This window comes from Streptomyces sp. 63XJN7_1_ISO-PGPR-S23-121, from assembly GCF_056173025.1.
The window spans coordinates 4,352,702-4,377,972 of sequence record NZ_CM149653.1; the positions used below are offsets into that span (position 1 = coordinate 4,352,702).

25 protein-coding genes and 1 pseudogene are annotated in these 25,271 nt (G+C 73.6%); 15 read left to right on the forward strand and 11 right to left on the reverse strand.

Going from position 1 to position 25,271, the window contains the following annotated elements; all coding sequences use genetic code 11:
- The first annotated feature begins 147 nt into the window (after window positions 1-147).
- Window positions 148-939, forward strand: a complete 792-nt coding sequence (locus AC0VYN_RS19565; RefSeq protein ID WP_475531976.1) for an SAM-dependent methyltransferase — start codon at window positions 148-150, stop codon at window positions 937-939.
- Window positions 940-990: 51 nt separating this feature from the next.
- Here the strand turns inward: AC0VYN_RS19565 and AC0VYN_RS19570 are convergent, their stop codons facing one another.
- Window positions 991-1,167, reverse strand: a complete 177-nt coding sequence (locus tag AC0VYN_RS19570; protein WP_385468670.1) for a hypothetical protein — start codon at window positions 1,165-1,167, stop codon at window positions 991-993.
- A gap of 169 nt (window positions 1,168-1,336) precedes the next feature.
- Between AC0VYN_RS19570 and AC0VYN_RS19575 the strand changes: the two genes are divergently transcribed.
- From AC0VYN_RS19575 to AC0VYN_RS19605, 7 genes are all read left to right on the forward strand, one after another.
- Window positions 1,337-2,530: a spore photoproduct lyase family protein gene (locus AC0VYN_RS19575; RefSeq protein ID WP_475531977.1), complete on the forward strand. Its 1,194-nt coding sequence runs from the start codon at window positions 1,337-1,339 to the stop codon at window positions 2,528-2,530.
- Window positions 2,531-2,621: 91 nt separating this feature from the next.
- Window positions 2,622-3,185 carry an MSMEG_1061 family FMN-dependent PPOX-type flavoprotein gene (locus tag AC0VYN_RS19580; protein WP_475531978.1) on the forward strand — a complete coding sequence of 188 codons (564 nt, stop codon included), beginning with the start codon at window positions 2,622-2,624 and terminating at the stop codon, window positions 3,183-3,185.
- Between the two features lie 103 nt (window positions 3,186-3,288).
- Complete coding sequence (locus tag AC0VYN_RS19585; RefSeq protein WP_475531979.1) at window positions 3,289-4,149, forward strand: ABC transporter ATP-binding protein; 861 nt, start codon at window positions 3,289-3,291, stop codon at window positions 4,147-4,149.
- A complete protein-coding gene (locus AC0VYN_RS19590; RefSeq protein ID WP_475531980.1) occupies window positions 4,146-5,129 on the forward strand; it encodes an iron-siderophore ABC transporter substrate-binding protein in 984 nt (327 codons plus the stop codon). Before AC0VYN_RS19585 ends, AC0VYN_RS19590 begins: the two co-directional genes overlap by 4 nt.
- 7 nt (window positions 5,130-5,136) lie before the next feature.
- On the forward strand, window positions 5,137-7,206 hold the full coding sequence (locus tag AC0VYN_RS19595) for an iron ABC transporter permease (RefSeq protein ID WP_475531981.1): 2,070 nt from the start codon (window positions 5,137-5,139) through the stop codon (window positions 7,204-7,206).
- Window positions 7,207-7,500: 294 nt separating this feature from the next.
- Complete coding sequence (locus AC0VYN_RS19600) at window positions 7,501-8,826, forward strand: lipase family protein (RefSeq protein WP_475531982.1); 1,326 nt, start codon at window positions 7,501-7,503, stop codon at window positions 8,824-8,826.
- Between the two features lie 244 nt (window positions 8,827-9,070).
- Window positions 9,071-10,609: an MFS transporter gene (locus tag AC0VYN_RS19605; protein ID WP_475531983.1), complete on the forward strand. Its 1,539-nt coding sequence runs from the start codon at window positions 9,071-9,073 to the stop codon at window positions 10,607-10,609.
- On the opposite strand, the gene AC0VYN_RS19610 is transcribed toward AC0VYN_RS19605, so the two are convergent.
- On the reverse strand, window positions 10,573-11,508 hold the full coding sequence (locus tag AC0VYN_RS19610; protein WP_475531984.1) for an EamA family transporter: 936 nt from the start codon (window positions 11,506-11,508) through the stop codon (window positions 10,573-10,575). The two genes, AC0VYN_RS19605 and AC0VYN_RS19610, sit on opposite strands and share 37 nt — an antisense overlap.
- Before the next feature lie 205 nt (window positions 11,509-11,713).
- On the opposite strand from AC0VYN_RS19610, the gene AC0VYN_RS19615 reads away from it, so the two are divergent.
- Entirely contained in the window at window positions 11,714-12,463 is a 750-nt protein-coding gene (locus AC0VYN_RS19615; protein WP_475531985.1) for a hypothetical protein, read from the forward strand.
- Window positions 12,464-12,468: 5 nt separating this feature from the next.
- Here the strand turns inward: AC0VYN_RS19615 and AC0VYN_RS19620 are convergent, their stop codons facing one another.
- The 4 genes from AC0VYN_RS19620 to AC0VYN_RS19635 all read right to left on the reverse strand — a co-directional run bounded on the left by AC0VYN_RS19620 (window position 12,469) and on the right by AC0VYN_RS19635 (window position 16,102).
- Window positions 12,469-12,957 carry an MSMEG_6728 family protein gene (locus tag AC0VYN_RS19620; RefSeq protein ID WP_475531986.1) on the reverse strand — a complete coding sequence of 163 codons (489 nt, stop codon included), beginning with the start codon at window positions 12,955-12,957 and terminating at the stop codon, window positions 12,469-12,471.
- A gap of 128 nt (window positions 12,958-13,085) precedes the next feature.
- Complete coding sequence (locus AC0VYN_RS19625; protein WP_475531987.1) at window positions 13,086-13,967, reverse strand: SDR family oxidoreductase; 882 nt, start codon at window positions 13,965-13,967, stop codon at window positions 13,086-13,088.
- Between the two features lie 31 nt (window positions 13,968-13,998).
- Window positions 13,999-15,618 (reverse strand): phytoene desaturase family protein, encoded by a 1,620-nt coding sequence (locus AC0VYN_RS19630; RefSeq protein WP_475531988.1) that lies wholly within the window; start codon window positions 15,616-15,618, stop codon window positions 13,999-14,001.
- The gene (locus AC0VYN_RS19635) at window positions 15,611-16,102 is read right to left on the reverse strand and encodes an SRPBCC family protein (RefSeq protein ID WP_475531989.1); all 492 of its coding nucleotides are present in this window, start codon (window positions 16,100-16,102) and stop codon (window positions 15,611-15,613) included. Before AC0VYN_RS19635 ends, AC0VYN_RS19630 begins: the two co-directional genes overlap by 8 nt.
- Before the next feature lie 215 nt (window positions 16,103-16,317).
- On the opposite strand from AC0VYN_RS19635, the gene AC0VYN_RS19640 reads away from it, so the two are divergent.
- Window positions 16,318-17,472 carry a S1 family peptidase gene (locus AC0VYN_RS19640; RefSeq protein ID WP_475531990.1) on the forward strand — a complete coding sequence of 385 codons (1,155 nt, stop codon included), beginning with the start codon at window positions 16,318-16,320 and terminating at the stop codon, window positions 17,470-17,472.
- A 96-nt stretch (window positions 17,473-17,568) separates the two neighbouring features.
- Here the strand turns inward: AC0VYN_RS19640 and AC0VYN_RS19645 are convergent, their stop codons facing one another.
- On the reverse strand, window positions 17,569-18,000 hold the full coding sequence (locus tag AC0VYN_RS19645; protein WP_386926098.1) for a hypothetical protein: 432 nt from the start codon (window positions 17,998-18,000) through the stop codon (window positions 17,569-17,571).
- Window positions 18,001-18,367: 367 nt separating this feature from the next.
- Entirely contained in the window at window positions 18,368-19,645 is a 1,278-nt protein-coding gene (locus AC0VYN_RS19650; RefSeq protein WP_475531991.1) for a cation:proton antiporter, read from the reverse strand.
- Window positions 19,646-20,867: 1,222 nt separating this feature from the next.
- Here AC0VYN_RS19650 and AC0VYN_RS19655 point away from each other — a divergent pair.
- Entirely contained in the window at window positions 20,868-21,710 is an 843-nt protein-coding gene (locus AC0VYN_RS19655) for an MBL fold metallo-hydrolase (RefSeq protein WP_475531992.1), read from the forward strand.
- A gap of 77 nt (window positions 21,711-21,787) precedes the next feature.
- Here AC0VYN_RS19655 and AC0VYN_RS19660 read toward each other — a convergent pair.
- Together AC0VYN_RS19660 and AC0VYN_RS19665 are read right to left on the reverse strand one after the other, a co-directional pair.
- Window positions 21,788-22,269, reverse strand: a pseudogene (locus AC0VYN_RS19660) (hypothetical protein); the annotation flags it as partial.
- Window positions 22,270-22,278: 9 nt separating this feature from the next.
- Entirely contained in the window at window positions 22,279-22,692 is a 414-nt protein-coding gene (locus AC0VYN_RS19665) for an SRPBCC family protein (protein ID WP_475531993.1), read from the reverse strand.
- 108 nt (window positions 22,693-22,800) lie between these two features.
- On the opposite strand from AC0VYN_RS19665, the gene AC0VYN_RS19670 reads away from it, so the two are divergent.
- Window positions 22,801-23,067, forward strand: a complete 267-nt coding sequence (locus AC0VYN_RS19670; protein WP_475531994.1) for a SpoIIE family protein phosphatase — start codon at window positions 22,801-22,803, stop codon at window positions 23,065-23,067.
- A gap of 30 nt (window positions 23,068-23,097) precedes the next feature.
- Here the strand turns inward: AC0VYN_RS19670 and AC0VYN_RS19675 are convergent, their stop codons facing one another.
- A complete protein-coding gene (locus AC0VYN_RS19675; RefSeq protein ID WP_475531995.1) occupies window positions 23,098-23,406 on the reverse strand; it encodes a hypothetical protein in 309 nt (102 codons plus the stop codon).
- Between the two features lie 139 nt (window positions 23,407-23,545).
- Here AC0VYN_RS19675 and AC0VYN_RS19680 point away from each other — a divergent pair, with 139 nt between their 5' ends.
- Genes AC0VYN_RS19680 through AC0VYN_RS19690 form a run of 3 tightly spaced genes read left to right on the forward strand, consistent with a single transcriptional unit; the run spans window position 23,546 to window position 25,262 of the window.
- Entirely contained in the window at window positions 23,546-24,244 is a 699-nt protein-coding gene (locus tag AC0VYN_RS19680) for a nucleotidyltransferase family protein (RefSeq protein WP_475531996.1), read from the forward strand.
- The gene (locus AC0VYN_RS19685) at window positions 24,241-24,537 is read left to right on the forward strand and encodes a BON domain-containing protein (protein ID WP_475531997.1); all 297 of its coding nucleotides are present in this window, start codon (window positions 24,241-24,243) and stop codon (window positions 24,535-24,537) included. Before AC0VYN_RS19680 ends, AC0VYN_RS19685 begins: the two co-directional genes overlap by 4 nt.
- Entirely contained in the window at window positions 24,537-25,262 is a 726-nt protein-coding gene (locus tag AC0VYN_RS19690; RefSeq protein WP_475531998.1) for a metallophosphoesterase family protein, read from the forward strand. Before AC0VYN_RS19685 ends, AC0VYN_RS19690 begins: the two co-directional genes overlap by 1 nt.
- The last annotated feature ends 9 nt before the right edge of the window (window positions 25,263-25,271 follow it).

Here is a 25,271-nt window from a genome sequence, read left to right on the forward strand (position 1 = left end):
GGGACCTGTGCCCCGGGAGCCCGTCGGGCTCCCGGGGCACAGACGACCTCAACTCCAGTCATACACACCGCACATGGCACGATCGCCGGGCAGTACGATGATCGAGATCAGCGGCGAGGCCTCACCTCCCGGACGACGGAGCGTGCCATGACGACGGACCATTCCCAGCCCCCTCGCCTCGACACCAGCCGGGCCCATCCCGCGCGGGTCTACGACTGGCTGCTGGGCGGCAAGGACAACTACCCCGTCGACGAGGCGGTGGGCGAGACGCTGCCGCCCGAGGCTCGGGACGCGGCGCGGCAGAACCGCGCGTTCATGAACCGCGCCGTGGCCCATCTCGCCGCTCAGGGCATCGACCAGTTCCTGGACATCGGCACGGGCATCCCCACCGAGCCCAACCTGCACCAGATCGTCCAGCGCACGGTGCCGGCGGCCAGGGTCGTCTACGCCGACAACGACCCGATCGTGCTGCGGCACGCGGAGGCGCTGCTGGTCAGCAGCCCCGAGGGCGCCACGGACTACATCCAGGCCGACGTGCGCGAGCCGCAGGAGATAGTGCGGCACGCCCGCGAGATCCTGGACTTCGACCGGCCCGTCGCGTTGTCGCTGATCGCCCTGATGCACTTCGTCCCGGACGACCAGGACGCCCACGGCATCGTCCGCGGCCTGGTGGCCACCCTTCCGCCGGGCAGCCACCTGGTGCTCTCGCACGCCGCGATCGACCTGTTCCCCGAGCTGGCGGAACAGGTGATCGCCCAGTACGCCAAGGGCGGCATCCGGCTCGGCTTCCGCACCCGGGCGGAGGTGGCCCGGTTCTTCGACGGACTGGAACTGGTGCCGCCGGGTCTGGTCACCGCCACCGAGTGGTACGGCGCCGGCCAGGAGCCGCCCGTCGCGAAGGAGAGCGGCATCTACGCGGGCGTGGCGCGCATCCCCTGACGGAGGCGGGCGCCGCGCGTGTCCTCCGGCCCGGGGCGCCGGCCGGTTGGCTCAGCGGCGGCGCCCGCGCGCCGCCAGGCCGCTGCCTATCCCGGCGACGTGCAGGGCCAGCAGGGCGAGGCCGATGAGCATGACGTTGGTCGAGGTGAAGACGTCGTTGGTCGAGATCTCCGCCGCGTTGATCAGCCAGGCGATGAGGAACAGGACCGCCGCGATGATGGCGAGCACGGTGTACACCCCTTCGGATAGGTGGCACCGGGCCGGTGCCGTGTCACGCGTATGCCCCCGACGGGACGGGAGACACCGCGCGCTTTCGTACAGTGGAGGGACCGGGACCGTCCCGCGGCACACCGAGGCCCGAGGCGGTCCGTCCTGGCACTCGCGCACCGGAGCTCTCATGCACGACCCGTCCACCGCACCGGACGACGGCTCCGGCACCCTGTTCGGCCTCGACGCCCTGCCGCCCCTGCCCCCGGCCGCCGCGCCCGCCTCCGCACCCGGCGCCGGGCCGCTGTTCCGGGACTCGGCGGCGGCCCGCCGGCTGCTGCCCGTGCGCGAGATCCACGCCGAGCCCGCCGCCGCCGCGTCCCCGCGCGGCCGTCAGGTGATCGCCCGGTTCCCCGAGGCCCGGGTGGTCGAGGTCGGCTCCCACTGGCGCATCCCCGGTCTGCACGGCAACGAGGGCAACGTCGAGCGCTGGGTGCGCGTCAAGGGCGAGACGCTCGTCCTGGGCGATAGGAAGACGCTGACCACGCGCCCCAACGGCCGCTCCGCGGACTGGATCGCACCGGGCGCCTCCAACGGCTGCGCGATGGCCTGCGCCTACTGCTACGTGCCCCGGCGCAAGGGGTACGCCAACCCCGTCACCGTCTTCACCAACATCGACCGGATCATCGCCCATCTCGGCCGGCACATCGCCCGGCAGGGGCCCAAACCCGAGCCGAACCAGTGCGACCCCGAGGCCTGGGTGTACGACATCGGCGAGAACGGCGACTGCTCGGTGGACGCCCTGATCAGCGACAACACGGCGGACCTGGTGCACGCCTTCCGGCATTGGCCGACGGCCAAGGCGTCCTTCGCCACCAAGTTCGTCAACCCGGACCTGCTCGCCCTCGACCCGCGGGGCCGGACCCGGATCCGCTTCTCGGTGATGCCGCCGGACGACTCCCGGCTGCTGGACGTGCGCACCTCCCCGGTCGCGGAACGCATCGCCGCGGCGGCCGACTTCCTCGACGCCGGGTACGAGGTGCACTTCAACCTGTCCCCCGTGGTCGTGCGGCCCGGCTGGGAGGATGCCTGGGCGGAGCTGCTGAGGCACCTCGACGACGTCCTGCCGGACCGGGTGAAGCGGCAGGCCGCCGCCGAGGTGATCATGCTGACGCACAACCGGGAGCTGCACGAGGTCAACCTGGGCTGGCACCCGCGGGCGGAGGACACCCTGTGGCGGCCGGAGCTCCAGCAGGCCAAGCGCTCCGAGAACGGGGCGCTCAACGTGCGCTACCGCACCCGCGTCAAGGCGGACGCGGTCGCCCGGCTCCGCGCGCTGGCCGACGCCCACGCACCCTGGCTGCGCATCCGGTACGCCTTCTGACCTCGCCAGTCGGTTAGGTAAGCCGAACCTAAGTCAGTTAAGTGCTGCGTGCAACCATTCGCTTCGGACGCACACCTGTGGGGAGCCGGCCTTGCCGCACACGATCGACACGACCGAGGACCGGCCCGGCGCCGTCACCGACAGGGGCTGGACCGAGGTCGGCTCCCGCGCCGAACTCCGCGAGCTGCTGGGCGAGCCCTGGCCCGTCGTGATCGACAAGGTCCATGACCGTCTCACCGACGAGGACCGGGACATGCTGGCCCGCTCCCCCTTCTGCCTGCTCGCCACCTCGGACGCGGACGGCAACTGCGACGTCTCCCCGCGCGGCGACGCCCCGGGCTTCACGCGGGTACTGGACGCCGCCACCATCGCCCTGCCGGACCGGCCGGGCAACCGGCGGGGGGACAGTTTCCACAACGTCCTCGACAACCCGCACGCCGGGCTCCTCCACCTGATCCCCGGCGGCAAGGAGGTGCTGCGGATCAACGGCCGGGCCCGCGTCCTCACCGACGCGCCGTTCTTCGACGCGATGGCGCGGGACGGCCGGCGTCCCGACCTGGCGCTGCTCCTGGAGATCGACGAGATCTACCTCCACTGCCCGCAGTCCCTGAACCGCGCCGGATTGTGGAAGTCCCACGCCCTGCCGGTGAGTTGATCAAGCCCCCCCAGGAAGGCAGACCGGGCGCGCGACTCCGCGGCCCGCGGCGTCCGGCACCCCCCGCTACCAGCGCTTCTTAGGTTAGGCTAACCTTAGTTACGTGAGATCTGGTGAAGACGCAGCCGGCACCCCGCGCCTGCGGGGCCATGAGCTGTCGGCCGTGGGCGTGACCGTGTCGTACGACGGTGTCGATGTCGTGCACGACGCCGCGGTCGGGCTCAGGCCCGGTGAAGTGACCGTCCTGGTGGGTCCGAACGGCAGCGGGAAGTCGACGCTGCTGCGGACGATCGCCCGGCTGCAGCGGGCCCGCAGCGCCACGCTCAGCATCGACGGCACCACCGACGGACTGGCGCTGACGGCGCGTGAGTTCTCCCGCCACGTCGCGTTGCTGACGCAGGGGAGGCCGACGCCCGGCGGACTGACCGTACGGGACGTCGTCGAGTTCGGCCGCTATCCGTACCGGGGCCGCTGGGGGCGGCCCGATCCGGACGGTCCGGCCGCCGTGGACCGGGCGCTCGCGCTCACCGGGGTCGACGGTCTCGCCGACCGCGGCGCCGACCACCTGTCCGGCGGGCAGTTGCAGCGGGTCTGGCTCGCGAGCTGTCTCGCCCAGGAGACCGGCGTACTGCTCCTCGACGAGCCGACGACCTACCTCGACCTGCGCTACCAGATCGAACTCCTCGACCTCATGCGTGATCTGGCGGACGACCACGGGATCGCCGTCGGCGTCGTCCTGCACGACCTCGACCAGGCGGCGGCCGTCGCCGACCGGATCACGCTGCTCGAAGCGGGCCGGATCGTCGCCGACGGCCCGCCCGAGGACGTCCTGACGCCGGAACGCCTGACCGCCGTCTACGGCATCCGGATCGACGTCGACACCGACCCCCTGACCGGCCGTTTGCGCACCCGCCCGATCGGCCGCCACCACATACGAACCGAAAGGCTCGGCACCACCTCATGAGACGCCTCCTGCTCACCGCGGCAGCCACCACCGCCGCGGCGCTCACCCTCGCCGCCTGCGGCACCACCGAACCCGCCGCCGACAAGACGGAGAAGAAGGCCTCCGAGGCCGTCACGCTGAAGGACGGCAAGGGCACCGAGGTGAAGCTCGACGGCCCGGCCACCAAGGTCGTCGCCACCGAGTGGAACGTCGTGGAGAGCCTCGTCTCGCTCGGTGTCGACCCGGTCGGTGTCGCCGACGTCAAGGGCTACCGGACCTGGGACACCGCCGCCCCGCTGAAGAACGAGCCCAAGGACATCGGCACGCGCGGCGAGCCGAGCATGGACACCGTCGCCTCGCTCGCCCCCGATCTGATCGTCGCCACCACGGACCTGCCGCCGGCCGCCGTGAAGCAGCTGCGCGAGGTCGCCCCGGTGCTGGAGGTCACGTCCGCCGACGGTGCGGACCAGATCGGGCAGATGCTGGAGAACGTCGACCTCATCGCCAGGGCCACCGGCACCGCGGACCGGGCGAAGACGGTCCGCGACACCTTCGAGGCGAAGATCGCCGAGGGCAAGAAGGCCCTGGCCGATGCCGGAATGGCCGACAAGGAGATCGCCTTCGCCGACGGCTACGTCACCTCCAACCAGGTCTCCGTCCGCCCCTACACGGCGACGTCGCTCATCGGCGAGGTCAACGAGGCGGTCGGCCTGAACAACGCCTGGAAGGTGAAGGGCGACGAGGCCTACGGCCTCGGCTCCACCGACGTCGAAGGGCTGACCGAGCTGCCCGCGGGCGTGCGGTTCGCCTACATCGGCAACGACGACGACCCGAACGCCACCCCGTTCACCGGCGCGCTGGCCAAGAACTCGGTCTGGAAGTCCCTGCCGTTCGTGAAGGCCGGCGACGTGCACCGGCTCGACGACGGCATCTGGATGTTCGGCGGCCCGGCCTCGATGTCGGCGTACATCGACGCCCTCGTCGGCGCGCTGACGAAGTAGCGGGGCCATGGCCGTCACCGCAACGAAGCCCGCCGCCCGTCCGTCGACGGCTCCCACGTCCCGGCCGGGCGCGGCCGCGGTGACGGCCGGGCTCGTCCTCCTGGTCGCCCTCCTCGCGGTCGTGGACATCACCCAGGGCACCGCCGCCGTCGGACCCGCCGAGGTGTTCAAGGCCCTGACCGGGCGGGCCGCCCCCGACGACGCGTCCGTCGTCGTCGCGTCCCGGCTGCCGCGCATGACCGCCGGTCTCCTGGTCGGCGCCGTGCTCGGCACGGCCGGCGCCGTGCTCCAGGCGGTCAGCCGCAATGTCCTCGCCTCGCCCGACACCCTCGCGGTGAACGCCGGTTCGTACCTGGCCCTCGGGCTGGTCGGGGCCGCGGGCGTCTCGCTCCCCGTGATCGCCTCCTCCGGTGTCGCCTTCGCCGGCGGTCTGGCGGCGGCGGCCGTGGTGCTCGGCCTGTCCGGCCTCGGCACGGGCACCGTCCGGCTCGTCCTGGCCGGCACCGCGCTGATGCTGGGGCTGAACTCCGTGACCGAGGGGCTGCTCCTGCTGTTCCCGGAACGGACCGAGGGCCTGTACCAGTGGAACCAGGGCAGCATCGCCCAGAACGGGTTCGACGGCGTCCTCCAGATACTGCCGGTCGCTCTGGTCGGCCTGGCGGGACTGATGCTGACCGCCCGTCGGATCGACGCGCTCGCCCTCGGCGACGACGCGGCACGCGGTGTGGGCGTCCCGGTGCGGGCCACGCGTGTCACGGTGGTCGTCCTGGCGGCGCTGCTGTCCGCGGCTGCGGTCACGCTGGCCGGCCCCATCGGCTTCGTCGGCCTGGCCGCGCCCGCCCTGGTGCGTCCGCTCGCCCGCCGGTTCCGCGGGTTCGCCCGCTCCCGCGCGACCCTGCCGGTGGCCGCGCTCAGCGGCGCGGCCCTGGTGCTCGGGTCGGACGTGCTGCTGCGGGCCCTGGTGCCGGACGACCTGTCGGTGGCCGTGCCCACGGGCGTCGTGACGAGCCTGGTCGGCGCCGTGTTCCTGGTCGTGACGGCAGTGCGGCTGCGGGACACCGCGGGGGCCGGGGCGCCGGACCGGCTGCGCATCCCGAGCCGGGCGGTGTTCCTCGCGACGGTGGCGGTTCTCGTGGCCGTCCTGCTCGGCCTGGTCGTGGCCGCCGTCCTGGTGGGCGACAGCAAGCTGCTGCTCGGTGACGTCGTGAACTGGGCCCAGGGGAAGGCCGGGCGAACCGTCTCCTTCGTCCTGGACACCCGGGTGCCGCGGGTGCTCGCCGCGCTGGGCGCGGGTGCGGCACTCGCCCTGTCCGGCACGCTGGTGCAGGCCGTCACCCGCAATCCGCTGGCGGAACCGAGTGTCCTGGGCGTCTCCGGCGGGGCGGCGCTGGGTGCCGTGCTCCTGGTGACGAGCGCGCCCGTCGCCGGCGGCTGGGAGGTCGCCGGAGCCGCGTTCGCGGGGGCCGGTGTGACGGCGGTCGTCGTCTTCGGGCTCGCCGCGCGGGGCGGTTTCCGGCAGAACCGGCTGGTCCTCGTGGGCATCGGTGTCGCCGCCGCGACGACGGCGCTGATCAGCCTGCTGATCGTGCTCACCGACCCGTTCAACGCCACCAAGGCGCTGACGTGGCTGTCGGGTTCCACCTACGGGCGCACCCTGCCGGACGTGCTGCCGGTCGCCCTGGTGCTGGCCGTGGGCACGGTCGTGGCGGTGGCCCGGCGCACGGAGCTGGACCTGATCTCCCTGGACGAGGACACGCCCCGTCTGCTCGGCCTGTCGCTGGGCCCGGGGCGCCTCGGCTTCCTGGTGCTGAGCGTGCTGCTCAGCGCGACCGCCGTGGCCTGCGCGGGCACCATCGGCTTCGTGGGCCTGGTGGCACCGCACGCGGCGCGCGCCCTGGTGGGCCGGCGGCACGTGCGGGTCGTCCCCGTCGCGATCCTGCTGGGCGCGGCGCTCGTCTGCACGGCCGACCTGCTGGGCCGCACGGTGATCGCCCCGGCCCAGCTCGGCGCCGGGCTCATGACGGCGGTGATCGGAACGCCGTACTTCCTGTACCTGCTGGTGCGCAGCAGGCGCTAGCTGTATTGACCGCTAGCGGCACGGGGGCCGGGTACGGAACCGACCGGTGGGAGGGATGGGTCACGATCTGTCGCCGCGTGGACGTGGTGACGGATCGTCAACCTGTGCGGCAGCACTCGTCGGGTGACCGCTGTTAGACAGATCGTCAAGTTACTGAACCGTAATCTACCGGCTGCTACCCGCGGTAACTCCTGGCCGGTTACGGTCCCGACACCCACAGCAGCAGCGCGACCACGGCCTCTCACCCACCCGGACCGGCGGACGACCGGCCCGGCCCTTCCCCAGGAGTTCGCCATGCCCACACGTCCACGCATGCTCGCCGCGGCCGTCGCCGCGGCGCTCGCGCTCGGCGCCCAGGCCGTACCGGCGGCCGCGGCGGACGGTCCCGCCCCGGTGGTGTCCCGCGGCGTCGAGATACCCGCCTTCTACACCCCGCCCGCCACGCTGCCCGACGCCGACGGCGCCCTGATCCGCAGCGAGCCGCTGCGCCTCGCCCTGAGCCTGCCCAGCCTCGGCGGCCCCCTGCCGGGACGGGCGACCCGGCTGATGTACAAGTCCACGGACTCGAACGGCGAGCCGGTCGCCGTGACCGGCGCCTACATCGAGCCGACGGCCCGCTGGCACGGCGGCGGGCCGCGCCCGCTGGTCGTGGTCGCCCCCGGCACCATGGGCCAGGGCGACCAGTGCGCCGCGTCGATGGGCCTCGAGCACCCGTTGCGGCTGGGCACCGACACCGTCTCCATCGGGTACGAGGACCTGTCGGTCTACCGGCTGCTGGCGCGCGGCGTCGCGGTCGTCGTCACCGACTACGCGGGCCTCGGTGCCACCGACCGGCTGCACACCTACGTCAACCGCGTCGACGAGGCCCATGCGGTGCTGGACGCCGTGCGTGCCGCACGTGCCCTGGACTCGGCGTCGGTCACCGCCGGCTCGAGGGTGGGACTGTTCGGCTACAGCCAGGGCGGCGGGGCCACGGCCGCCGCGGCCGAACTCCAGCCGTCCTACGCCCCGGACGTGGAACTGGCCGGCACCTACGCGGGCGCCCCGCCCGCGGACCTGGCCAAGGTGATGGAGGCGATCGACGGCAGCGACCTCGCGGGCGCACTGGGCTGGTCGCTCAACGGCTTCCTCCAGGCCGAGCCGTCCCTGCGGCCCATCGCCGACCGGTACGTGAACGCCGAGGGCGAGAAGGCGCTGGAGGACCTGTCGACCATGTGCATCGGCGACGCGCTCTTCTCCTACGGCGGCGACGAGAGCACGTCCTGGACGAAGGCCGGACAGTCGCTCGGCGACATCGTCCGCGCCGAGCCCAGCCTCCGGGACTTCCTCGACGAGCAGCGCATCGGCACCTCGAAGCCGAGCGGGCCGGTGCGCGTGGCCACGGGCGTCGGCGACGGCCTCGTCCCGCACGGACAGGCCCGTCAGCTGGCCGTCGACTGGTGCCGCAGGGGCGGCCGGGTCACCTACGCGCCGGTCCTGCTCCCGGGCGTGGGCAGCGGGCTGCTCGACCACGCCGCTCCGCTGCTCACCGACCAGGGAACCGCCATCTCCTGGCTCACCGACCGGCTGGACGGCAAGCCGGCCGGTTCCAACTGCTGGACCATGCCCGCACAGCCCTGAGCGGCCTCGCACCGAACCGCGCGCACCCCGGCGACCCGCTGCCGGGGTGCGCGCCCTCGTTCGCCCAGGCGTTCGACGTCGCAAACGCGGCGGGCGTCATCATGGAGGCCGGACGGCCCGGACACGCACATGCGGCGGTGTGACCCGCGTGAACACGGGCAGCAGCTCTGACATGCGCCGGTCGATCACTGCGGCGCAGAATTCGCTGAGGCGAAACGTGGTGCAGTCACAGAAAGGCGGCAGCGTGACGGACGCGAAGCCTGACGGTCCGACCGGCCCCCGCGGCCGGACGAAGACGCCGAGCACGGTCGCGGCCCTGCCACGGCAGGTGCGGGAGGAGCTGGCCGGCCGGCTCCGCCGCTCCAAGCGGGCCTTCCGCGAGGAGGACATCCAGGTCGTCGAGAAGCCGCTGCTCAAACGCGCGGTCGGCGCGTCGGCGCTGGGCAACTGCATGGAGTGGTTCGACTTCGGCGTCTACAGCTACCTGGCCGCCACCATCGGCAAGGTGTTCTTCCCCGGCGCCTCCCCGGCCGCCCAGGTCATCTCGTCGTTCGCCACCTTCGCCGCCGCGTTCGTGGTGCGCCCGCTCGGCGGCCTCGTCTTCGGTCCTCTCGGGGACCGCATCGGCCGGCAGAAGGTGCTCGCCACCACCATGATCATGATGGCGGCCGGCACGTTCTCCATCGGACTGATCCCCAGTTACGCCACCATCGGCCTCGCCGCCCCGGTCCTGCTGCTGCTCGCCCGGATGGTCCAGGGCTTCTCCACCGACGGTGAGTACGGCGGGGCCACCACCTTCGTCGCCGAGTACTCGCCCGACCGGCGGCGCGGCTTCCTCTCCAGCTGGCTCGACTTCGGCACCTTCGTCGGCTACGCCCTCGGCTCGGCGCTCGTCACCGGCCTGAACCTGTGGCTCACCGACGCCCAGATGCTGTCCTGGGGCTGGCGGCTGCCGTTCCTGATCGCCGGTCCGCTCGGCGTCATCGGCCTGTACATGCGGCTCAAGCTGGAGGAGTCCCCCGCCTTCCAGCAACAGCTCGACGAACACGAGAAGAGCCTCGCCCAGGAGTCGGCGGGCAGCGAGTTCAGGACCATCGTCAGGGAGCACTGGCGCCCCCTGCTCGTGTGCATGGGCATCGTGCTGCTCTACAACGTCACCAACTACATGGTCACCGGCTACCTGCCGACCTACCAGACCGAGACCCTGGACCGCTCCAGCACCTTCGCCGACGTGCTGGTGCTGATCGGCATGCTGTGGATCGTCGTCCTGATCACCTTCCTCGGCCGGCTCAGCGACCACGTCGGCCGCCGTCCGCTCTACGCCGTCGGCGCGGCGGCGATGATCGTCCTCGCCGTGCCGGCGTTCCTGCTCCTCAGGGCGCACGGCACCGCGGCGCCCGTCCTCGGGGTGCTACTGCTGTCCACGCTGCTCGCCTGCTTCGCCGCGCCGAGCGCGGCCACCCTGCCCGCGCTGTTCCCCACCGCCGTCCGCTACGCGGCCATGGGGATCGGCTTCAACTTCGCCGTCGCCGCCTTCGGCGGCACCACTCCGCTGGTCACCGAGGCCCTCGTGAGCATCACCGGCGACGACCTCATGCCCGCCTACTACCTGATGGTGGCCGGCGCCATCGGCCTGGTGACGGTGAGATTCCTGCCGGAGAGCGCCCAGGTGCCGCTGCACGGTTCGCCGCCCATGGTGGGTTCCCGCGGGGAACAGCGGGAGCTGATCACGACGTCCGAGGACCTCTACAGCTTCTCCAAGGAGCGCTCCGCGAACCCGTGACCCGTCCCGGCGCGGCGGCGTCGGGCGAACCGGGGCAGGGCGCCCGATCCCACGGCCACCCCGGCGAAGACCAGGGCGCTGCCCGCGGCCTGCGCGGCACCGTAGGCACCCGTGCCGACGAGCGGGGCCGTGCAGGCGGCGGCGACGGGGATCAGGCCGGAGAACAGGGTGGCACGCTCGGCCCCGATGCGCTGCATGCCCATGTACCAGCACACGAACCCGACGACGGTGACCACCACGGCCTGCCACAGCAGCGCACCGGTCTCCGCCGCGTCCGGCCGCCGCAGCCACCCGGCGCCGTCGGCCGACACGCCGGCCACGGCGGACTCGACGGCGGCGATCCCGCACACCACCGCGGACAGCAGCCGCGGGCCGAGGGGCCGTAGGACGGGCACGGCGAGCACCGCGAATCCGACCTCGCCGGCCAGGGCGCACACGGAGAAGGCGAGGCCCGCGCCGTCGGTGCGTCCCCAGCCCTGGACCGTGAACGCCCCGACGGCCACGAGCGTGGCGCCGTGGAGCACGGCCCGTTGCGGCCGACGTCCGTCGAGGAGCGGGACGAGCACGGCCACGACCACCGGCGCGCAGCCCACGAAGACACCGGGGACCGCCGGTTCGGCGGTGCGTTCGGCGGCGAGGACGGCCAGGTTGAACCCGACCATGCCGACGGCGGCCAGCAGCGCCAGCCGGAGCCACCGGCCGGCCCCGAGGGTGCGCAGCCGGGCTCCGGCGCCCGGACCGGCGAGCGGGAGGAGCAGCAGGAAGGCCAGTGCGTAGCGCAGGAACTGGCCGCCCGCGTACGGGTAGTCGCCGAGCAGGCTGTTGGCGGTGAAGGAGCCTCCGACGAGGACACAGGCGAGCGCGGCGAGCAGGGTGCCGCGCGTGGTGGTGGCGTTCATGGACACGACGTTAGGAAGCCCGGCGGTCCGTCGAGAGGTCCACTTCCCGGCCGCTGTCGGGGACCACTTCGCGCAGGGACTCCTTCACGGAAGGATCACGAATCCGTCATCACGTGAGGGACGAGGGAATCGGGGTAATCGGAACGCTCCGGCGTCAACAGGCCGGGTTCGCAAGGGAATTGGCGTTTCGAAGAGGGGATCGACTGTGCGCACCAGCAAAGTGGCGACCGCCGTGGCGACCGCGAGCGTCTCGCTCGCCCTACTCGCCGGCTGCGGCGACGGCTCCGGTGACGACGGCAAGCCCTTCGAGGGGCAGAGCGCCGACGCCGTCGCCGCGAAGGCGGTCGAGGCCACCCGCCAGGCGAAGTCCGTGCACATGAAGGGCGACACCCGCCTGCCCGACGGCAGCACCCTCGCCGTCGACGTCGCTGTGGACCAGGAGAAGAACTGTCAGGGCACCATCGACACCGGCAAGGGGAAGGCGGAGGTGCGGCACACCGACGCGACGCTCTTCCTGCGCGGTGACGAGCAGTACTGGCGCACCGCCCTCCAGCAGCAGCCCGCCGCGGCCCAGCAGATGGTGCCCAAGCTGCGGGACAAGTGGGTGAAGATGCCCGCCGACGACGCGTCCCTGGCCGGTGTCTGCGACAAGCAGGGCTTCATCGCCGCGCTGGACGAGGACAAGTCCGAGCGCAAGGACCTCAAGCGCGGCTCCACGACGGAGGTGGACGGCGAGGAGGCGCTGCAACTGACCAAGAAGACCGCGGAGGGCGAGCAGCTGAGCCTGTACGTGGCCACCGAGGACGAGCCCTACCTCCTGCGCACCACGACCGAGGGCGGCAAGAACCCGGGCAGCATGACGTTCAGCGACTACAACGAGCCGGTGCGGCCGGAGCAGCCGCCGGCCGGTGAGACCGTCGACATGAAGCAGCTCGCCGGCGGCCAGGCGTCCTGACGGTCCTACGCGGTGGTGTCCGCCTCCCCCGGCTCGCGGTCCGAGGCCGGCCACATGTAGGGCAGGTCGTCCGGAACCCCGGGGAACTGTCCGGCGTAGGCCTCCGGGTCCTTGCGCACCAGCGCCGAGCGGTGGCTGAGGTGGAAGGCGTCGTCGCCGAGCCAGGGCGGCAGTTCCCCGGCGCCCGCCAGCTCCGGCTGGCAGCGCACCGGGGTGCCGGGACGGGACTCGGCGAGGCCGGCGACGAGCTGGGCGGCGCAGCCGTCCTGGTGGCCCTGTTCCCGCCAGACCCGGCATATCTCCAGGCCGTAGCGGACGAGGGCCTCCTCGTAGCCGGTCCACATCCGCACCGCCGGGTGCCGGCGCCAGCCGTAGCCGGGCACGGTGAGTCCGCGCAGCACCTGGAGCGCCTCGACCCGCTGCTTGCCCAGCCGGCGGCGGTCCAGTGCGAGCGCCGACTCCCGGAAGCCGGGGTGGGGCAGGAAGGTCTGCATGACGGTCTCCTCCGGTCGGCCGACGCCGGGCCGCGGCGGCGCGGTCCGGCGTCGGCGAGCTGGCCTGCCTCGGGCGGCCGGGGCGCGGTCCGCGCACCGGCCGCCCGAGGGACGCGCCGTGCGCACCGCTATGTCCGGGGTTCGTCCACCGTGCGGTCGGCCCGGCCGCCCGCACCGAGCGGGCCGGTGGGGTTCATGTCGCCCGCGGCCTCCAGCCCGGGCAGGTCGCGGCGCGACACCCGCATCACCGCGGCCGGCAGGGCGGCGCGCACCGGTTGCGCCAGGCGCAGCCATCCGGGCACGTACACGGCCGGCCGGCGGCGTTCCACGGCGCGCACCAGGCGGGCGGCGACGAAGTCGGCCGGGTAGGTGCGGCGGGCCGGTGCGGGCATGTGGGCGCGCAGCTCGCGCAGGACGGCGTACCGGTCGGCGTCGCGGATCATGTCGGTGTCGATCCAGTTGAGGTAGGCGATGCCCACGCCGACCCCGTGGTGCGCCACCTCGGCGCGCAGGGCGTGGGTGAAGGACTCCACGCCCGCCTTGGAGGCGCAGTAGGCGCTCATCATGGGGGCGGCGCCGAACGACGCGGTCGAGGCGATCTGGAGGCTGTACCCGGACGTCCGGAACAGGTCGGGCAGGAACGCGCGCGCGGTCTGGGCGCTGCCCGTCAGGTTCACGTCGATGACGCGGCGCCACTGGGCCGGGTCGGACGCGGCGAACGGGCCGCCCTCGGCAATGCCGGCGTTCGCCACCAGGACCGACGGCAGTCCGAGGCGCGCGCGCACCTCGTGCGCGGCGGCGTCCAGGGCCGCGGCGTCGGTGACGTCGACGTCGAGGGCGAGCGCCGGAACGGGCAGGGACGCCGCCAGGGTGTCCAGCCGGGGCTTCTCGTGACCGAGCAGGGCGAGCCGGGCACCCCGGCCCGCACACTCGCGTGCCAGTGCGGCGCCCAGTCCGCGCGCGGCGCCGGTGATCACGACGGTGCGGCCGTGAAGGGGACTGGCGTTCACCGGTGACCCCTCCCTTCCTTCTCCGGGGCGGTCATCGCCGGTCGCCCGTCCGGTCGCGGCGGGTCAGGACGCGCTGGACGCGGGTGAGGCCGGCCAGCCGGTGCTGACGCAGGGCGGCCCGCGCCGCGTTGGCGCCGGGGGCGCCGTGCACGCCGCCCCCCGGGTGGGCTCCCGCGGAGGCGAGGTAGAGGCCGGCGACCGGTGTCTCCGGCCGGCCGGTGCCGGGCACGGGCCGGAAGAAGAGCTGCTGGTGCATGGCCGTGGTGCCGCCGTTGATGGCGCCGCCGTGCAGATTGGCGTCCATCGACTGGAGGGTCGGCGGGGCCAGGATGCGGCGGGCGCGGACGAGGGACCGGAAACCGGGGGCGAAGCGCTCCACCTGGCGCTCGACCCGGTCGGCCATGAGCTCCTGCTCCCTGGCGTCCCAGCTGCCGGTGATGCCCTCCTCGCCGGCGTCGGCCCGGATGTCCTGCGGGACGTGGGTGTACGCCCAGGCTGACTCGGTGCCCTCGGGTGAGCGGGAACGGTCGGAGGTGGTCATCTGGCCGAACAGCGCGAAGGGGCGGTCGGGGACCTGCCGCATGGCGATCTGCGCGGCGAAGCGGGTCAGTTCGTCGAGGCCGTCGGCCAGGTGCACGGTCCCCGCCCCGGCCGCCCGGTCGCACTGCCAGGGCACGGGGCCGCTCAGCGCCCAGTCCACCTTGAAGGTGGCGAAGTCCCACTGGAAGCGCTCGAGGTCGGCGAGGACCTGGCCGGGCAGGTCCGCCGGGTCGACGAGCGTCCCGTACAGGGCGGGCACGGACACGTTCGCGAGGACGGCGCGCCGGGCGGCGATCGTCTCCCCGCCGGCCGTGCGCACGCCCACCGCGCGCCGGCCGCGGACGACGACGCGGTTCACGCGCTGTCCGCAGCGCAGGGTGCCGCCGAGGGAGCGCAGCCGGCGCACGAGTGCCTCGGTGAGGGCGCCGGAACCGCCGACCGGCACGGGGAAGCCGTAGGTCTGGCCGAGCATCGACATCAGCCAGCCGAAGCCGCCGCTGCCCGCGGCCTCGGGCGCGAGGTCCGCGTGCAGGGCGTTGCCCGCCAGGAGCAGTCTGCCGCCCTCCCCGCGGAACTCCTCCTCGCCCAGCCGGCGCACCGGCAGCACCAGCGTGCGGGCCAGCCGGAGTCCGCCCGCGCCGCGCAGGCGCAGGGCCAGCCGGGCGGCGGCCTTCACCGGCGGGAAGGGCGTGAAGAGGGCGTCCAGGATGTCGGCCCGGTAGCGGTCCCACACGTCGTGCAGGCGCTGCCAGGCGGCGCCGTCCCCGGGTGCGAAGACGTCCAGGGAGGCGGCGGTGGTGCCGACGTCGCGGTCGAGGACCGCGCACGTGCCGTCGGTCAGGGGGTGGGCGAGTACGTGGGGCGCGTGCGCCCAGCGCAGGCCGTGCTTCTCCAGGTGAAGGCCGGACAGCACCGGGGAGGCCGCGGCGAGCGGGTAGAAGGAGCTGAACAGGTCGTTCACGAAGCCGGGGGCGACCTCGCCGTCGTGCCGCACGGCCCCGCCCGGCTCGGGCTGCTCCTCGAGGACCTCCACGCTCCAGCCCTCGTCCGCGAGCAGGTTCGCGGCGACCAGTCCGTTGGGGCCGGAGCCGATCACGACGGCGTCAGGCATGACCGGCTCCCGGTTCGGGCGCCGGAGCCGCGTCCGGCCGGCGCTTCTCGCCGGCCTCCTCCTCGCACAGTCCGGCCAGCCGGGCGAGCATGGCCCGGTGCCTCAGCTGGATCAGCGCCTCGACGCCCATGTTGTGCAGCATTCCGCCGGCGCCGCGCAGGGGGTGTTCGTCCACGATCACCAGGCACTGCTCGCCCCACGGCCGCAGCTCGATGGCGATCCGCGCCGTGCCGAGCGGGCCGGCGATCGCCTCGAGCTCCAGCACGGAGCCCTCCACGCAGCGCCTGACGACCGTCTCGTTGGTCAGGCTGACCGGGCCGAGGGACACCTCGTAGTCGATCGCCGCGCCGACCTGCGGCCACTGTCCCCGCTTGGGGGTGGAGGACGATGTACCCACGACCCAGTCCGCGTACTGGGTGCCGTCCGCGAGGACGTCCCACACCGCCTGCGGAGTCGTCTTGATCAACCGATGCCGAACCGCCACGCACGCCTCCACGTCAGAGAGCTTGGCCAGGACTCAGCACTGAGTGCCCCGTCAGCGGGCGGCCAACCAGGGCGGACGGGGCACTCCGGAAAAGTCACTGCATTGGCATGGACCTGATAACCGAGCCTGGCTAAGCTCGATACGACCCCGATGAGAGCGCTCTCAGACCGCGGTTGTTCCACCCCCACCTCGCTGGAACGACGAAGGGCACCCCCATGAGACGCAGCAGACTCAGGAACGCCGGTCTGGCCACCCTCCTCGTCCTCGGCAGCTGGACCGCCGCGGGCACGCTGCCCGCGGCGGCGACCGGCTCGTCCGCGGACTCCCCCACCGCCTCCGCCGGTCTCCTCCGGGCCATGCAGCGGGATCTCGGCCTCACCCCGTCCCAGGCCGAGGACCGGCTCGCGGCCGAGCGCCACGCCACCGAGCTCGCCCCCGCCGCCCGCCGGGCCGCCGGGGACGCCTTCGGCGGCTCGTGGTTCGACGCCGGCCAGGGGCGGCTGACCGTGGCCGTCACCTCGGACGCCTCCCCCGCCACGGTCCGGGCGGTCCGCTCCACGGGCGCCGGCGTCCGCACCGTCACGCACAGCGCACGGCAGCTCGACGCCGCCAAGCAGCGCGTCGACCGCATGAGGGCGCCGGCCGGCGTCAGCGGCTGGCACGTCGACCCGGAGGCCAACACCGTGGTCGTCGACGTCGTCGGCGGCGAACGCTCCGACAACGATGTCCGGAGCTTCGTGGCCCGGGCCCGAGCGGCGGGTCCGGTGACCGTGCGCACGGTTGCGTCCGCCCCGCGCACCTTCGCGGCCGGCACGGTCGGCGGCGACCCGTACTACACGGGCAACGTCCGCTGCTCCATCGGCTTCTCGGTGTACGGCGGCTTCGTCACCGCCGGGCACTGCGGCGGGGCCGGCGCCGGCGTCAGCGGCTGGGACCGGTCGTACGTCGGCACGTTCCGGGGCTCCTCGTTCCCGGACAACGACTACGCCTGGGTGAGTGTGGGCAGCGGCTGGTGGACGGTCCCGGTCGTCCTCGGCTGGGGCACCGTGCCCGACCAGCTGGTGCGCGGCTCGGCCGAGGCGCCGGTGGGCGCGTCGGTGTGCCGCTCCGGCTCCACCACCCACTGGCACTGCGGCACCGTGCTGGCCAAGAACGAGACGGTCAACTACAGCCAGGGCGCCGTGCACCAGATGACGAAGACCAGCGTCTGCGCCGAGCCCGGCGACTCGGGCGGCTCCTTCATCAGCGGCGACCAGGCCCAGGGCGTCACCTCCGGCGGCTGGGGCAACTGCTCCGGCGGCGGGGAGACCTGGTTCCAGCCGGTCAACGAGATCCTGAACCGCTACGGGCTGACCCTGCACACGGCCTAGCGGATCCACCGGCACACGAAGGGGCTCGCCGGGCACCCGGTGAGCCCCTTCCCGCACCCGGGTCCGGCACCTGCCGCCGCGTCACGTGCCGTCGTGTCACATGTCGCCCGGCGCCGTCGTCCCGGGACCGCGTGCCGTCGTGAGCCGGCGGTAGGCCGCACGGGCGTGGACCAGCCGGGCCAGGGCCGTGCCGACCAGGGCCGCCCCGAGCAGGCACGCCAGCCAGACCGCGTCCCGCCGCCCGGCCCAGGTGAGGGTGCCGGCGGGCGGGATGGCGAAGCCGTTGAGGGACAGCCAGCACAACAGGGCCGTCCCCGGGGCGGCGGTGAAGCGGGCGCAGAGCCCGAGCAGTGCCGCGAGGAGGGAGAGGACGACCAGCGCGAGTCCCGGACGGCCGGATCCCACGGTGCCGTTGAGGAGCGCCACCAGGACGAGCGCGCCGGCGAAGGCTCCCGCCCACACCAGCGGAGCCGCGACGGGCCGGGGAACCGGTCTGGCACCGCTGCCCAGAGGCACCCACTCGATCATGCTCACGGCTCCTTCCGCTCCCGGACGGCCACGACCACGGTGCCGCCCCTGCGAGCAGATTGTCCCACTGGCGGAAGGGGCTTCCCCCGGGCCGGGGGGGTGCTCCGGCTTCCGTCGGAGCACGGGGGCGGACCGGAGCGCGGCGCGGCCTGTGCCGGAGAACCGGGCGAAGGGCAGGAACCGCTGCGGTCGTGCGATGTGCGGCGCCGGCCGCCTGTGGGCGACGAGCCGTCAGGGACGCCGCCCGGCGGGGAGGCGGGCCGTGCCGTTCACGTTCCCGCGGCCTCGTCTCGGTCGCCCCGGGCGGCGGCTCCGGACGGTGCCGGGATCCTGCCGCCGCCCGGGGCGGCCGTGAGTCGCCCGGGTCCTACCGTTCGGCGTCCGCGTGGGCCGGCACCGACGCGACGTCGTCGTCCGCCGTGTCCTCGCCCGGCCGGTCGCGCGCCGGCCGCTCCGGGGCGCCGGCGCCCGGCAGCAGCCGTCGTCCGGCCCGCAGTGCGGCGGCGAGCACGTACGCCCTTCCCGCGACGACGGGGCCGAGGACGGCGAGGACGAGGACGTAACCGGCGATGAAGGGGGCGAGCCGGGCGTCGAGTCCCGCGCCGGCGGCCATGGCGGCCAGGATCAGCGCGAACTCGCCACGCGCCACCAGGGTGGTGGCGATCTCCGCCGCCGGCTCCGAGCCGTAGCGGTACACGCGGGCGACGCACAGCCCGGCGACGACGTTCATGACGATGGTCAGCCCGGCCGCCGCGGCGACCGGACCGGCGACGGAGGCGAGGTCGCCGGGGTCGATGGCCAGTCCGAAGGCGAAGAAGAAGATCGCCGCGAAGGCGTCGCGCAGCGGATGCACCAGTTCCCGGATCCGTGGCCCCGACGGGGTCCCGGCGAGGATCAGGCCGACCATGAAGGCGCCGATGGCGTCGGCGACGCCGAGGAGTTCGGAGACGCCGGCGACGAGAACGGCGGCGCCGAGGAAGCTGATGACGAGCAGCTCGTTGTCACGGGTCTCGATCAGGCGTCCCACGAGCCGGGTGCCCCAGCGGGCCGCGGCGGCCAGCACCAGCAGGAACCCGAATGCCTTGCCGGCCTGCAGCGCCATGTCCGCGACCCCGTGGGCGCCCGCGATGATCGGCTGGAGAGCGGCCAGGTACAGCGCGAGGAAGATGTCCTCCACCACGATGACGCCGAGGATGAGCCGGGTCTCGGGACGGCCGATGCGGCCCAGGTCGATGAGGATCTTGGTGACGATCGCGGACGAGGAGATGCCGAGTACGCCCGCGAGCACCAGCGCTTCCCGCACCCCCCAGCCCAGCGCGAAGCCGAAGCCGAGGCCGGCGCCGACGTTGAGCAACAGATAGACGCCGCCCGCGGTCAGCAGCCGTCTGCCGCCGCTCTTGAGGTCGTCGAGGTGGAACTCCAGTCCCAGGTAGAAGAGCAGCAGCACCAGTCCGAGCGCGGAGAGCATCTCGAAGTCGTGCGCGTCCTCGACCAGGACGAAGCCCGGCGTGTGGGGGCCGAGCAGAATGCCGGCCAGCATGAACAGGGGAATCGTCGGAAGTCCGATCCTGCCGCCGAGGCGGGCGAGGAACGCGGCGGCCAGGAAGGCACCACCCATGGCGAGCAGGGTGTCAGCGTGTCCCACGGGACACCGCCTCGGGCCGCGTGAAGGGTCGGAAGGGCTTCAGTCGATGGTATGGAATGCGCGTTCTCCTTCGTGTGTGACGCGGTCGGCTGTCCTGCGCTCGAACGCCGTCGGCCGCCGGCGTGAGGCGGCGCCGCTCCCGGACCCGCGGATTCGTGGACGAGACGACGGGGTACGGGCGTCCGGCCCCGAGGCGGTTTCTCCGGTCCCCCGCTCCGGTCCGCCCCGGCCACCCGGCCATCGCCGGGCGTTGCCGACGCCCGGGTGTGCCGACGGGCCCGGACCGGGCCGCGCGGCACCATCGCGAACGGGCGGCGGGGCCGGGCTCCCCCGTGATGTCCCCGGCCCCCGGAGGCCCCCGGGGCGCGGCGCTGTTCCACGGTCACACGCGGCGCCCGGGTGCGGCCATCGGGGACGGCACCCATAACCCGCGGTGGCCGACACCCATCACGGCCGCCCGCCCCGACGGTGGCGCCGGACGCCCTACGGCCGGTCGCGGGAGCATCCCGGCCGTGCCGGACGCGGGAGGACCGCGTCCGGCACGGCCCGCGCCTTCCCCGGCCGAACGATGTGACACTGCACCATCCGAGTGGTTCCGGGAACCCCCCGGTGCGGTACGCCGACCGCCCCGCCGCGGGATGCGGCGGGGCGGTCGACGTGGCGGACGGTCCGTCAGCACGGCGTTGCTGTCATGAGCCTCTCGAACGAAGCCATGCAGTCGGGGCAGTGACGTGCTCTCTCACCGTCGGCTGCCTCGATACGCTCGCGGAGCTTCTGTCCGCACAAGGTGGCCGCGGCCTGCTTGGCCATCACGTGCCACACCAATGCTCCGCCCGTCTTTTCCGGGCCCACGCACATTTCGTACATGACCGGCCTCCCAGCCTGGACGCCGCTGACATACTCCAGGAGACACCGGATCGGCCGTCACCCCTAGCGCGCGGGGGCCATTCGGGTGACGGCCGATTCGCCCCGGCGGACGCCACGAGCACCCGGACGGATAGAAACGATCAGCCAACCGGCCCTGCACGGGTGGGCGCGTGACGTGCCGTCGACGCAGCCGACGGCCCCGGTGGGTGACGGCACCTCAGGGGGCTACGCGGTCGGGCCGGGACGCGGCGCGGGGAGACGCCCGGGTGAACGCGTGCCCGGTGGGTACTCCCCCGCTTCCACGAGGACCCGGCCGGACCGGGTCCGGCGAGCACTCCCGGACAGGAGCACGCGGATGTCCCCGTCCCCCGACGACTCCCTGCGGATCCACTTCATCGGCACCGCCACCGTGCTGCTCCGGTACCGGGGGCTGAGCCTGCTGACCGATCCGAACTTCCTCCACCGCGGGCAGCGCGCCTACCTCGGTCACGGCCTCACGAGCCGGCGCCTGACCGAGCCCGCCCTCGACCCCCGGGATCTGCCGGAACTGGACGCCGTGCTGCTGTCCCATCTGCATGGCGACCACTGGGACCGGGTGACCCGACGGTGCCTGTCCCGTTCCCTGCCGATCGTCACCACGCCGCATGCCTCCCGCCGGCTGCAGGGCGTGCACGGTTTCCACCGGGCCGTGGGACTGCGCACCTGGCAGGAGGAGACCGTACGGCACGGGGACGCGCTGGTACGCGTCACGGCGCTGCCGGGCCGCCACGCCGGCCACCCCGCGCTCCGGCGCCTGCTGCCCCCGGTGATGGGCAGCCTGCTGGAGTTCGGGCCGGCCGACGGGCCGCCGCAGCACCGGCTCTACGTGTCCGGGGACACACTGCTCTTCGACGGGCTGGACGAGATCGCCCGCCGCTTCCCCGACGTGGACCTGGCGGTGCTGCACCTGGGCGGCACCACGCTGCCGGGCGGCTTCGTGGTGACCATGGACGGACGCCAGGGCGCGGAGCTCGCGCGGCGCCTGAACCCCCGGCACATCCTGCCAGTGCACTACGACGACTACACGGTCTTCCGCTCGCCGCTCGACGCCTTCCTCGCCGAGGCCGACCGCAGGGGACTCGCCGACCGTGTAGTGCACTGCCGGCACGGTCAGCGGGCCACGTTCCGGCCGGGTGGCGGGGCACCCGTCGTGAGGTAGCGCGGGCAGATGCCCGGCCGGCCGGTTCCCCGGCCCACGGAGACGTCCAACACCCTCTCAGTTGACGGGAGTTCGTGTCAGTACAGCTTGTCCACGGCCGTGACGGTGGTGGCTTCGAAGTCGGCCACCTGCGCGTGCGCGAAGGTGCCCATCTGCCCCCACTGCACGACGGTCACGGTGGTGCCGTCCCGGCCGACCGAGAACAGGCCGATGTCGGAGGCGCCCCACGCGGAGACCGTGTGGACGCCGTAGACGTGGGCGCCGTCCTCCACGTTCAGCCGCCCGTAGTACTTCTGGGTGGCGTAGATGTCGGGATACCGCTCCTGCACCGTGCGCGCGCAGCCGGGGCGAGGTCCTTGCGGAGCAGGGCCGCGAACTCCTTGGCCCGCTTCGTGCTGCGCTCGACCACGGTGACCTGGAGGGCGCCGGTGTCGTACTCGGTCCAGTACCGGCGGTGGGAGGCGATGGACGGCGGCGCCTCGCCCACACACATGGGAAGCGGGTCCGGCTGCCCGGCGGTGACGGGACCGGCGTACCAGTCGGAGGCGGGGTGCGGCGGCGGGGCCGGTCAGTCTGCCGCGTCGCCGGTGCGCGGCCGTACCTGTTCCTCCAGGCGCCGCAGGCTGGTGTCGAGGGCGTCGGTCACCGCCCGGCCGCCCGGGTCGTGGCTGTCGTCGAAGAACGACAGGTGCACGGTGACCTCACTGGCCCCGGCGTCGAGGCCCGCGACCTGCAGCCAGCCGGCGTAGCTGCCCTGGTCACGGGTGCCCCACTCGAGCCGCATCTGCTCGGGCCGGGCGCTCAGCAACGCGGAGGTGTCGCGGTCGCTGCCGTCCTCGTGCACGGTGACGGCCGGCGGTTCCTCCATCTCCACGTGCAGCTCCCGCGGGAGCCACGCGTCCAGCCGGCCGACGTCCGCGGCCCGGTCGAAGACCCGCTCGGGCGATGCGGGCATGGTGCGGGAACGCTCGTACTCGGTCATGGGGACCACTCCTCGGCGCTCGGTACCGTCCGACGGACCGCGTGCCCGGTCCGCGGCGGCCGAAGCGTCCCGCGGACGATCCGCCCGGCGCGCGCGCCCCGGTGCGCGGTGCCGGACTGCTGCGCAGGGCGCCCGACCCGGCAGTCACTCGACGAGGGGAGACGAGGTGCCGACGTCAGAGAGGCCCGCACCCGGGAGGCGAAGCTGCTCGGTCTCGAGCGGTTCGCCGACTACGTCATCCGGGCCACGGCGGGCGGGGAGCCGGCCCCGGAGTCGATGCGCCGCCTGATCCACTCGATCCTGGACACGCAGGAGGGCCGGCTGCGGGACGACGCGACCCTGCTGATGTTCGAGTGGCGGCCCCGGGCCGACTGACGCCTCGGGGCCCCCGTCCCGCCGGGCGGGTCAGAGCGCGTGACCGTGGGCCCGCAGCCAGTGGTGCACGGTGTCCTTGTCCGACGGGCTGATGCGCACGGGGCCTTCCGTGTACGGGCCCTCGTCCTCGGTGAAGCCGGTGTCCGTGATCCTCGCGGTGACCCAGGTGGCCAGGTCCTGCGCGGCCCGCTCCGGCAGGGCACCGCGCTCCCAGCCGGCGCGGGCCTCCCGGGCCGCGGCGGGATCGTGCCGCTCCGTCTCCTCCAGCCACGCCGCCACCAGCCGCTCGACGTTGCGGCGGTCCGCCCGGCCCTGCTGTCGCTCGTCCCTGTCGTCCATGCCGTCCGGGTGCCCGGAATCGGCCGGAGGTCCCCCCTGATGGCGAGCGGTTGCGGTCCCGTGTCGGCGATGCCGCGCCGGGTACCCGAAACGGGGCGACGACCGGCCCGGTCCGCGCAATCGGAAGAAGGGGACAACGATGACGCAGCCCGCCGACGATCACGCCCTCGACCGGCGCGCCGGCGTGTCCGAGCTCCACCCGGCGGCGGGGGAACCCAAGCCGGGCGGCCGGGACGGAAGACTCCACGAGGAACTCCCGGTCGACCGCAACCAGGCCATCCTTCAGGCGGCCAAGCAGGTGGGCGCGATCCTGAAGAAGGAGGGGCATCCGTTCGCCCTCGCGGGCAGTGTCGCCGTGTACGCGCACGGAGGCACCCAGAACCTCCAGCACGACGTCGACTTCTGCATCCGGCCCGACGACGCGGAAGCCGTCGCCCGCACGCTGCGCGGAGCGGGTCTCGACGTCTACACGCCGCCCGAGGACTGGCTGCTGAAGGCCAACTGCCTGGGACAGCAGGTCGATCTCATCTTCGAACTGGCGCACCAGCCGGTCACCGCGGGGCTGCTGGACCGGGCCGAGGAGCTGTCGGTCGACTCGGTGCTCATGCCGGTCCTGTCGCCGACCGACCTGCTGCACGGTCTGCTGGCCGCCTTCTCGGAGCACCACTGCGACTTCGGGGCGGTGCTGCCCATCGCCCGCACCCTGCGGGAGAAGATCGACTGGGACGAGCTGCGCCGCGACTGCGGCGACGACCCGATGCCGGCCGCGTTCTTCTTCATCCTCGAACGGCTGGAGATCATCTCCCCGGCCTCCCCCGCGAAGGAGGAGCACCGATGAGCGACCCCGTCGCACACCAGGGACCCGCCGCGAGCGGTCCCGTACCCGCCGCCGAGAACGTCGAGTACCGCGTCGCCCACCTGCACGAGCGGCTCGCCGCGGAGGAGCTCGGTGAGCTCGGGGTGCGGGCCGAGATCCGGTCCGGGTCCGTCGCGGTCACCGGCACGGTGCCCTCCGCGCAGTGCCGCGAGACCGTGCTGCGGCTCGTGCGCGAGGAGCTGGCGGGCCTCACCGTGCACAGCGACATGGTGGTGGCCGACACCTCCCGCCCCGACCGTGCGGAGGAACTGTGATGATCCGCGTCGCCGCCGTCGGAGACATCCACATGGGCCTCGACAGCCAGGGACTGCTGCGGCCCGCCTTCGAGACCCTGCCCGAGTGCGCGGACCTGCTGCTGCTCGCCGGGGACCTCACCCGGCACGGCACGCCGGAGGAGGCCCGGGTGGTGGCCCAGGAGGTGCGCGGCCTGCCGGTTCCGGTGGTGGCCGTGCTCGGCAACCACGACCACCACGACGAGCAGCCCGAAAAGGTCACCGCACTCCTCCAGGACGCCGGCGTGACGGTCCTGGAGGGCGAGGCGACGGTCGTGGAGTGTGCCGGAACACGCGTCGGGATCGCCGGGACCAAGGGGTTCGGCGGCGGCTTCGTGGGACGCAGCGCCGGGGAGTTCGGCGAGCCGGTCATGAAGGAGTTCGTCCGCACCACGCGCCGCTCGGCGGACAGCCTGCACGCCGCGCTCGAGGAGCTGGGCGGGAAGGACTGCGCGGTGCGCGTCGCCCTCACCCACTTCTCCCCCGTGGCCGACACGCTCGCCGGTGAGCCGCTGGAGATCCACCCGTTCCTCGGCAGCTACCTGCTGGCCGAGGCCATCGACACGGCCGGCGCGGATCTCGCGGTCCACGGGCACGCGCACCTGGGCTCGGAGCACGGCATGACCGCGGGCGGCGTGCGGGTGCGCAACGTGGCGCAGCCGGTGATCCGCCGGGCCTTCAACGTCTACCAGCTGGGGCCGGCCTGACCGCCCCGC

Bases quoted from the DNA above. Each gene is read 5' to 3' on its own strand.
- AC0VYN_RS19565 (WP_475531976.1), top strand. From the start codon at position 148: ATGACGACGGACCATTCCCAGCCCCCTCGCCTCGACACCAGCCGGGCC.
- AC0VYN_RS19575 (WP_475531977.1), top strand. From the start codon at position 1,337: ATGCACGACCCGTCCACCGCACCGGACGACGGCTCCGGCACCCTGTTC.
- AC0VYN_RS19590 (WP_475531980.1), top strand. From the start codon at position 4,146: ATGAGACGCCTCCTGCTCACCGCGGCAGCCACCACCGCCGCGGCGCTC.
- AC0VYN_RS19595 (WP_475531981.1), top strand. From the start codon at position 5,137: ATGGCCGTCACCGCAACGAAGCCCGCCGCCCGTCCGTCGACGGCTCCC.
- AC0VYN_RS19600 (WP_475531982.1), top strand. From the start codon at position 7,501: ATGCCCACACGTCCACGCATGCTCGCCGCGGCCGTCGCCGCGGCGCTC.
- AC0VYN_RS19610 (WP_475531984.1), bottom strand. From the start codon at position 11,508: ATGAACGCCACCACCACGCGCGGCACCCTGCTCGCCGCGCTCGCCTGT.
- AC0VYN_RS19620 (WP_475531986.1), bottom strand. From the start codon at position 12,957: ATGCAGACCTTCCTGCCCCACCCCGGCTTCCGGGAGTCGGCGCTCGCA.
- AC0VYN_RS19630 (WP_475531988.1), bottom strand. From the start codon at position 15,618: ATGCCTGACGCCGTCGTGATCGGCTCCGGCCCCAACGGACTGGTCGCC.
- AC0VYN_RS19640 (WP_475531990.1), top strand. From the start codon at position 16,318: ATGAGACGCAGCAGACTCAGGAACGCCGGTCTGGCCACCCTCCTCGTC.
- AC0VYN_RS19645 (WP_386926098.1), bottom strand. From the start codon at position 18,000: ATGATCGAGTGGGTGCCTCTGGGCAGCGGTGCCAGACCGGTTCCCCGG.
- AC0VYN_RS19655 (WP_475531992.1), top strand. From the start codon at position 20,868: ATGTCCCCGTCCCCCGACGACTCCCTGCGGATCCACTTCATCGGCACC.
- AC0VYN_RS19665 (WP_475531993.1), bottom strand. From the start codon at position 22,692: ATGACCGAGTACGAGCGTTCCCGCACCATGCCCGCATCGCCCGAGCGG.
- AC0VYN_RS19675 (WP_475531995.1), bottom strand. From the start codon at position 23,406: ATGGACGACAGGGACGAGCGACAGCAGGGCCGGGCGGACCGCCGCAAC.
- AC0VYN_RS19680 (WP_475531996.1), top strand. From the start codon at position 23,546: ATGACGCAGCCCGCCGACGATCACGCCCTCGACCGGCGCGCCGGCGTG.
- AC0VYN_RS19685 (WP_475531997.1), top strand. From the start codon at position 24,241: ATGAGCGACCCCGTCGCACACCAGGGACCCGCCGCGAGCGGTCCCGTA.
- AC0VYN_RS19690 (WP_475531998.1), top strand. From the start codon at position 24,537: ATGATCCGCGTCGCCGCCGTCGGAGACATCCACATGGGCCTCGACAGC.